Genomic DNA, 6,980 nt, shown 5'->3' with positions numbered 1-6,980 from the left:
GAACCAGCAACGAAGCAACAACGAACCAGCAACGAACCAACAACGAACCAGCAACGAACCAGCAACGAACCAGCAACGAACCAGCAACGAACCAGCAACGAACCAGCAACGAACCAGCAACGAACCAGCAACGAACCAGCAACGAAAAAAATAGATTTAGTTTTCCTGTACATTGGACTGGCAGAGTGCGAAACCACAACCCTTGACCGGAGAGAAAACCATGTCAGCCGTAATTCATGCCCGAGAGTTGCAAGTTGGAACTATCATCAGCCGAGTGCAGGGCAACCCCAATATCAGGGGCACCGTGTCCGAAGTGCATCAGTTTAGCAACCCTGTCTCTGCCCTCTTGCCTAGCCGGTCGCCGGTTGGCGGTTGGAATGGCAAGGGCAAGGAGCAGCGGCTTGCTCCCCTGGCTGAAGCCCGTGTCATCGCTCAGCAAGTTGAGGAGTGCTACACCGATGGCAACCCCACAAGTGTTTCCGTCAAGATCGGCCCGAAGTACGTCACCATTTCAGCCGATGCCCAAGTGGAAGTGTGGCTCCCCGCCAAGGATGCCGTCGATTGCTTCCACGGGAGGGGTTTGACACGGGTTGCGTAGATCACCCAACTTGCCACGGATAAGCCCCGCTTGACGGGGCTTATCTATTGGGTAGAATAATCTTGGTTTAGTTTTCCTGTACATTGGCGGGATACATACCAACCATCCATAGGTAAAATTAAATTAGTTTTCCTGTACATTGGCGGGATGCATCCAGCAGATGTATCCAGGTAAGCTAATCTTAGTTTTCCTGTACATTGGGATGGTGTAGTGCGAAACCACAACCTTCTGTTTGGAGACTGAACCATGTCCGAGATTATGAGAGCTTCCCGTCAATGGGCTTCCCGCCCCGCCGATGAGCGGTTTTGGAACGTGGACGAGCTTGCCACGAAAGCCCGTGCCGACCGTGCCGCTTCCTCTGAAGTGGTGTGCCAATTGGGTCAACTCAAGGCAAGCCCCGTCGATGACGACTTGGCTATCTTGGGACCGAAGGGCAACCCGACCCGCCCGACGAATTGGGGCTTCAGCCAGTTGTGCCGCTTGATCGGTGCCCCCGCCGATTACCTCACTGGCCTGCCTGCCAACCTCGCCGCCGATTGCCTCAATCACGGCTTGAACGGCAACCCCGAGAAGGTCAAGGTCTTGCTACACCGCAACGGCCACACCGAAATACGTGCCGTGACGGGTGACGGCTACACCCGATTTTGGGATAGCCAAGTGTGCGAATTGCTCGCCCCCGCCGTTGACAGCGGTTGGAAGGTGCCCCCGGCACGGCCCGCCAATGGTGACGACACCCGTTGCCGCCCCGCTACCGAGGCAGACCTCATCCCCGGAATGACGGGTGGGGCACAAGTGCGAGTGGGCGAAACGATTGCCCCCAGCGGTGTGTATCGGGGCGACCGTGACAGTTTCGTGTTCCTCGTCAATCCCACGCAATCCATCGACGACGGCAACGGGGGCGGGGGCTTGTTCAAGGGCATCATCGCCAGCAACTCCGAAGTGGGGAAGGCCAGTATCAAGTTCCAAGCCTTCTGCCACGAAGGGGTGTGCGGCAACCACATCATCTGGGGGGCAACGAATGTGGTCGAAATGAAGCGGAAACACTTCGGCAACCTGTCGGGTTTCCTGCGTGATTTGCGGGTGTGGCTGAACCGCTGGACGGGTGCCGACACCAGCAAGACGACCGAAATGATTGCCGCCGCAAAGCGGCACGTCTTGGGTGCCACGTATGACGACGTGGAAGCGAAGGTCAAGGGCTTGGGGCTTGCCGCCTTGACCCTCAAGGCAATCAAGGGCAGTTGGGAGTATGCCGAGAAGTGGGAGCATACCGCCGACGCCACCCCCAACACCGCTTGGGGCTTTGTCCACGGCTTGACCCGCTACTCGCAGACCTTGGGCTTTGCCGACTTGCGGCAAGCCCTTGACGTGGCCGGGGGCAAGATTCTGAACCTTGCCGTATAAGACAGCGGACGGGAAAGCCCCCGCAATAAAATGCGGGGGTTTTCTTTTATATCAATAGTTTATGAATTAGTTTTCCTGTACATTGGGGCAATGCAACCCGCATCAAGCGGGTTTTTTTGTCGGCATAATTATAAACTAATTGATTTGTTTTCCTGTACATTGGACCAGTGAGATGCAGAGACTTATCTTCCTTTCGGAAGAGTCCAGACACTCATTGAACCCCTAGTTTGGAGACTGTGCTATGTTGAAGACATCGAAAGTATTGCGAAACATCGTTGTGTCCCTCAATGGCGTTTACGCCGAAGTCCTCGCCGGTGCTTGTTTCGTTGATACGAACTATCAACGGGAATCCGCCAACCGCAAGGTGCCCGGTGGCCAGTTCGACTTCGAGAAGGTGGGCTGCTTGCTCGCTTGCAAGGAAGGGAACAAGTTTCACATCGTTGACGGTGGGCACCGATGGAAGTGGATGGGAGAGGCCCACCCCAACTATGAGATCGACGGCACCCCCATCTGGATTCGTGTCCAGATTGTCACCGATAAGGTGGCCATGTTCCTCGCCAGCAACAACCGCCTGAAGGTGACACCCAACACGGCCATGAAATGCCGTAAGAACAACGGCGACGAACCGGAGTTGTTTGTCCACAATACCCTCATCAGGGCAGGCATCGGCATCCTGTATGAGGCCCACGGTCGGGCACCCTTGGGCACCACCCGCAACCCCGCCGCTTTCCTTCGGTTGTATTACGCCGTCAACAACCGCAAGTCGTTCAAGGAAGTCGTGTCGTGGTTCGTCAACTACTTCGCCCGGCCCGATGGAGAGGTGGAGGAAGCCGCATTGCAGGCCGACTTCATCAAGGGTATGGCGTGGATGATGCAGCACACGGCCCACGATTTGGACACCATCGGCTCGGCCTTCGCTATCAACACCCTTTCCGCCGCCGAGATTGTGCAGAAGGGACGGAAAGCCGCCGAGACGGGCACCGGACGGTGGAAGGAGATCGGTAAGCTACTGAGCTACATCGTCAACATCCAACAGAAGAAAGCGGCCTAGTCTCCCCGCTTGCCCCCCGCTTGCCTTAGAGGTGAGCGGGGGGCTTTCGTTTGTACTCAATCATAATCAATTAGTTTTCCTGTACATTGAACGGGTGTAGTGCGAACACAACCCTTAGTCTGGAGACCAATCATGCAAGTCGTATCGAATGCCCCCCGTCACCTGCGTAGCTACTTGGTGCGTACCCTCAAGCCCCACACTCTCAAGGGAGTGGAGGAGCACACCCTCTATCTGCTCAGCCCCAAGCAGACGGGCTGCAAGCTGTGGCGGTTCGCCGTCTACTACTTGGGACAGTACATCATCATCGGCAAGGGCGTGGGCACCCGTGACATCGGCAGGGCACAGGGCACGGCACGCTACTACGTCAAGGCCCAAGAGATCAGGGGCGATGGGGTGAGGGTGGCCAAGCCCACCAAGCCCACCAAGCCCAGCTACTCCGAGCGGGTGGCCGCCGCCCTGGCTGTGGCGTAGGGTGGTAGACCCAGCGGCAACCGTAGCCCCCGCAACCACGGGGGCTACACCATTGGTATACAGGATTGCTTTATAGTTTTCCTGTACATTAAAGAACAATACAGAAATTAATTTTATTTTCCTATAAAAATCGGAGTCCCTACTCCCCCTATAGGGGCTTCTACGACCACCCCTTTGTTTTTAACATGTTTCAAAAAATTTAACTCCATAACCTTTTGATATTCTGCCATATCTAAAAAAATCTATATAAATGGGGCTCCAAAAAAATCCGGGGAAAAATTTCTACATACAGTATATGAATTTTAAATTATGGTTAGAACAAGAATTGGACCTTAGTTTTGGATATGTAAGTCCTGATGATTTGTGGACATCTGCACCGGAGCAACCATATTGGGCAACGGGCGGTTTCACATTTATTTATTCATATGAGGATGGTTTATTAACTACGGACAGGGATGATACTCATGGTGATTTAAGAAAGGCAGAGTTTAATGACAGATCATATGAGCACTTTGGTATTGAGGGGCGTTGTGCTGAAATAGATTACGGCAAAAGAGGGCAACGCATATTTTTGATAACATTTTGGGGGAAAAGAGAATTATTGGGCAGATTGGTTGATCCTTGTGTGCGAGCCATACGAGCAGAGATAGGCACCATAGGAATACCGATAGTTGTGTCTAGCTCGGAGGGGAACAGGGTTATCGACAAGGGGCAGCCGCAATGGCAGGGTCCAAAGATATCTGATGCTGACATAGACCTATTAAAACAATTACATTTGATGAAAAGTCCTGAGAAGAAGGCTGCCCGCAAGGAACTTGGCTTATTTTCTATGAAGAAGCGGCCTGATGCAGAGGATCGGGTATTACAACCGGAGCATAGAAGATGAATTTCAGAACGTGGTTTGAACAAAATGAAGACATGGTTCCTGAGGGGCATATTTCCCCTGATGATTTATATTCATTTCCAGACGAAAAAAACCAGAAATATAAGCCAACAGGTGGTTTTACTTTTATTTATGATAATAGAGGTTTGCGAATAAAACTGAGGAGTACGACTCATGGAGAAATGAGATATCCTAGCGAGGGAGAAAATCAAGGGATTGAGGGACGTTGTGCAGAAATTGAGTATGATGGGCGACCTATATATGCAATTTCCTTTTGGTCTGCTGAGTTAAAGGATTTAATTGAGCCTTGTATTAAGGCGTTACGAGAAAAGATAGGGGATGTTCCTAAGCCTATTATATTATTTACTCCAGAAGGCAACAGGTTGATAGATGGCAACAAATGGTATGGTCCCAAAACATCTGCTGCGGAAATGAATATGTTGAGACAATTACATTTGATGAAAAGTCCTGAGAAGAGGGATGCTCGTAAGGCATTAGGGTTATTTTCTATAAAGAAAAGACCAGATGCGGAGTATAGGGTATTACAACCGGAGCACAAATGCGATTAACAGATTTAGATGCATGTTTTTTGGAGGATGTGAAGGCAGATGGTAGTTGTCATCGAACGGACAGCATAGAAAAGGCCCAGGGGGTGATGTTTCAATGTCCGAAATGTGCGGAGGGAAAAGAAATTTTTGAGGAAGATGGCAAGAAAGGGGTATGTGGAGCCCATTATGTAATGTGTTGGTTTGCGAATCCACGCAATGCACCAAGGGTTTCTGATAATTTGGAGCCAAAACCTGGAAGATGGTATTATGAGGGGACATCCTTGGAAGATTTGACATTTACAGGACCGGGTGCTTATTCTATATTACTAACTAGTGGATGTTGTTGGCATGGTTTTATCAAAAACGGCGATGCTTCTTAAAAAATTCTTTTTTGGCACTTGACATCTTTTTTTTCTGTGATATGATTCTGTTTTCAGGTTCAGACTAAGGTTCAAGTTTATCAGACGTAAGGAGTTTCAGATGGCCAAGTTATGTCAAATCAATGCGTTATTGACGGGGAAGAAAACGGCAGTCGAGAAGGACAAGACGGCTGTATATCACAAGATACAGAAACCGGCATTATTTGTTGGTTTATCGAAGAAATACACCTCCAAGGATGATGAGGGGGAAACAGTTCCTGACGATTTCCAGAAGGTGCAGGTGAAGGCGAAGGATATTTTACAGGAAGTGCGGGCCTACATGGTGAATTTGCTGGACCTGACAGCGACTCAGGACGTGGCAAATTGCGAGGTGAAGGTTGATGTAAAGGTGGATGGCAAGGTAGTGTTGGCAGGTATGCCGCCGACGAATCTGTTGTTTTTGGACAAGCAACTGATTGACTTGCATACGTTGATCGGCACAATTCCGACGTTGGACCCTGGGGAGAATTGGACATATTCGCAGGATGCGGGTTGTTATGTTTCGGAGAAGCGGGTTACGACGAAGACGAAGAAAACGCCGCAGCATCATGTGAAATATGAGGCCACGAAAGAGCATCCGGCTCAAGTGGAAATGTATTTTGAGGATGTGGTGATTGGCACATTTGACAATTTGAAGTTTTCTGGGGCTTTATCGGCAGACGACCGCACAGCGATGTTGAATCGTGTGTCGAAGCTACGAGATGCGGTGAAGGTGGCACGGGAAGAGGCGAATGCCATTGAAGCCAAGGAGAAGAAGGTTGGGGATGCGATCTTCGACTATATTCTTGGATAAATAAGGGATGAATGGCCTAAAATCGGCTATAAGCCGAAGGCATTTATTTAAAAGAGCGTAGGCTTAGACTTAGGCTCAGATTAAACATAGGATGCATAGTACAGGTTCGATTCCTGTCCCCTTTACTTTTTTTAATTTTTTAAAGGGGTAGTCCAATGGCAGAGACACATCCTTATTAGTTTTAGGTTCTCGCTCTAGGCTGAACCAATGGATAGTCGATTACTGAATCGAATGCTGAGTTACAATACCACATAAATGGGGATGCGATTTCCCTCCCTCGCTCTTGGGCAGAAAAATTATGCGAGGGTGGTCCAACAGAAAGACGATGTGGCTTAAGGCTAAAACCTCAGCTTAAACGGATAAGTCAGTAATCCAAACTAATTTTCAATCCACTTCGCCCTCTTGGTCAGTGATATCGGCCAGGAGGGTCTTTTTTTTTAGAAGATATAGTATTAGGAATAAAAAAGCCCCTTGCGGGAGATGGGTCTTTTTTATCCAGTCACAGTAATTTTTCCACTCCAACCACCGCCACCCTCATAATATCCATGAGCAGAACTAGTAAACCCACCCAAAAAATAATGGGCGGGGTTTAATTCTAATGTATCAGATATCATCCAAGCACTGCCACGGAACATGTAATAAATTACATTATTAATAGTGCGGGTGTAGTAATCATATGAATTAAATGTGCCAGCGGAATAAAAAGTGCCACTGACAAATGGGTTTGGAGTATTTTCTCCTCCCCACGCCGAAGCAGTCATTGAGCTTGAGCTTGATGAGCTTGAGCTTGAGCTTGATGAGCTTGATGAGCTTGAT

The 6,980-nt window shown here is 49.6% G+C and carries 9 protein-coding genes; 8 read left to right on the top strand and 1 reads right to left on the bottom strand.

All coding sequences use genetic code 11. From position 1 onward, the window contains the following. Nucleotides 1-220 precede the first annotated feature (220 nt). The 8 genes from M0R80_29725 to M0R80_29690 all read left to right on the top strand — a co-directional run bounded on the left by M0R80_29725 (nucleotide 221) and on the right by M0R80_29690 (nucleotide 6,164). Nucleotides 221-598, top strand: coding sequence for a hypothetical protein (locus M0R80_29725; protein ID MCK9463818.1), 378 nt, complete (start codon nucleotides 221-223; stop codon nucleotides 596-598). Nucleotides 599-844: 246 nt separating this feature from the next. Continuing rightward, the gene (locus M0R80_29720) at nucleotides 845-1,999 is read left to right on the top strand and encodes a hypothetical protein (GenBank protein MCK9463817.1); all 1,155 of its coding nucleotides are present in this window, start codon (nucleotides 845-847) and stop codon (nucleotides 1,997-1,999) included. A gap of 241 nt (nucleotides 2,000-2,240) precedes the next feature. Continuing rightward, nucleotides 2,241-3,050 (top strand): hypothetical protein, encoded by an 810-nt coding sequence (locus tag M0R80_29715; protein ID MCK9463816.1) that lies wholly within the window; start codon nucleotides 2,241-2,243, stop codon nucleotides 3,048-3,050. Nucleotides 3,051-3,182: 132 nt separating this feature from the next. Beyond that, on the top strand, nucleotides 3,183-3,521 hold the full coding sequence (locus tag M0R80_29710) for a hypothetical protein (GenBank protein MCK9463815.1): 339 nt from the start codon (nucleotides 3,183-3,185) through the stop codon (nucleotides 3,519-3,521). A gap of 250 nt (nucleotides 3,522-3,771) precedes the next feature. Continuing rightward, on the top strand, nucleotides 3,772-4,407 hold the full coding sequence (locus tag M0R80_29705) for a hypothetical protein (GenBank protein MCK9463814.1): 636 nt from the start codon (nucleotides 3,772-3,774) through the stop codon (nucleotides 4,405-4,407). Next, entirely contained in the window at nucleotides 4,404-4,973 is a 570-nt protein-coding gene (locus tag M0R80_29700; protein MCK9463813.1) for a hypothetical protein, read from the top strand. The genes M0R80_29705 and M0R80_29700 overlap by 4 nt, the downstream gene beginning before the upstream one ends. Continuing rightward, nucleotides 4,964-5,332 carry a hypothetical protein gene (locus M0R80_29695; GenBank protein MCK9463812.1) on the top strand — a complete coding sequence of 123 codons (369 nt, stop codon included), beginning with the start codon at nucleotides 4,964-4,966 and terminating at the stop codon, nucleotides 5,330-5,332. The genes M0R80_29700 and M0R80_29695 overlap by 10 nt, the downstream gene beginning before the upstream one ends. Before the next feature lie 100 nt (nucleotides 5,333-5,432). After that, entirely contained in the window at nucleotides 5,433-6,164 is a 732-nt protein-coding gene (locus M0R80_29690) for a hypothetical protein (protein MCK9463811.1), read from the top strand. Nucleotides 6,165-6,655: 491 nt separating this feature from the next. Here the strand turns inward: M0R80_29690 and M0R80_29685 are convergent. Continuing rightward, nucleotides 6,656-6,980: hypothetical protein (locus M0R80_29685; protein MCK9463810.1), on the bottom strand; the 325-nt coding region annotated here is incomplete at its 5' end.

The sequence above is a fragment of the Pseudomonadota bacterium genome (assembly GCA_023229365.1).
GTDB lineage: Bacteria > Myxococcota_A > Polyangia > JAAYKL01 > JAAYKL01 > JALNZK01.
This window is presented reverse-complemented; position numbering and strand designations above follow the sequence as displayed.

Coding starts and splice junctions, on each gene's coding strand:
- M0R80_29725 (MCK9463818.1), top strand. CDS start 221: ATGTCAGCCGTAATTCATGCCCGAGAGTTGCAAGTTGGAACTATCATC.
- M0R80_29700 (MCK9463813.1), top strand. CDS start 4,404: ATGAATTTCAGAACGTGGTTTGAACAAAATGAAGACATGGTTCCTGAG.
- M0R80_29690 (MCK9463811.1), top strand. CDS start 5,433: ATGGCCAAGTTATGTCAAATCAATGCGTTATTGACGGGGAAGAAAACG.
- M0R80_29705 (MCK9463814.1), top strand. CDS start 3,772: ATGGGGCTCCAAAAAAATCCGGGGAAAAATTTCTACATACAGTATATG.
- M0R80_29710 (MCK9463815.1), top strand. CDS start 3,183: ATGCAAGTCGTATCGAATGCCCCCCGTCACCTGCGTAGCTACTTGGTG.
- M0R80_29720 (MCK9463817.1), top strand. CDS start 845: ATGTCCGAGATTATGAGAGCTTCCCGTCAATGGGCTTCCCGCCCCGCC.
- M0R80_29695 (MCK9463812.1), top strand. CDS start 4,964: ATGCGATTAACAGATTTAGATGCATGTTTTTTGGAGGATGTGAAGGCA.
- M0R80_29715 (MCK9463816.1), top strand. CDS start 2,241: ATGTTGAAGACATCGAAAGTATTGCGAAACATCGTTGTGTCCCTCAAT.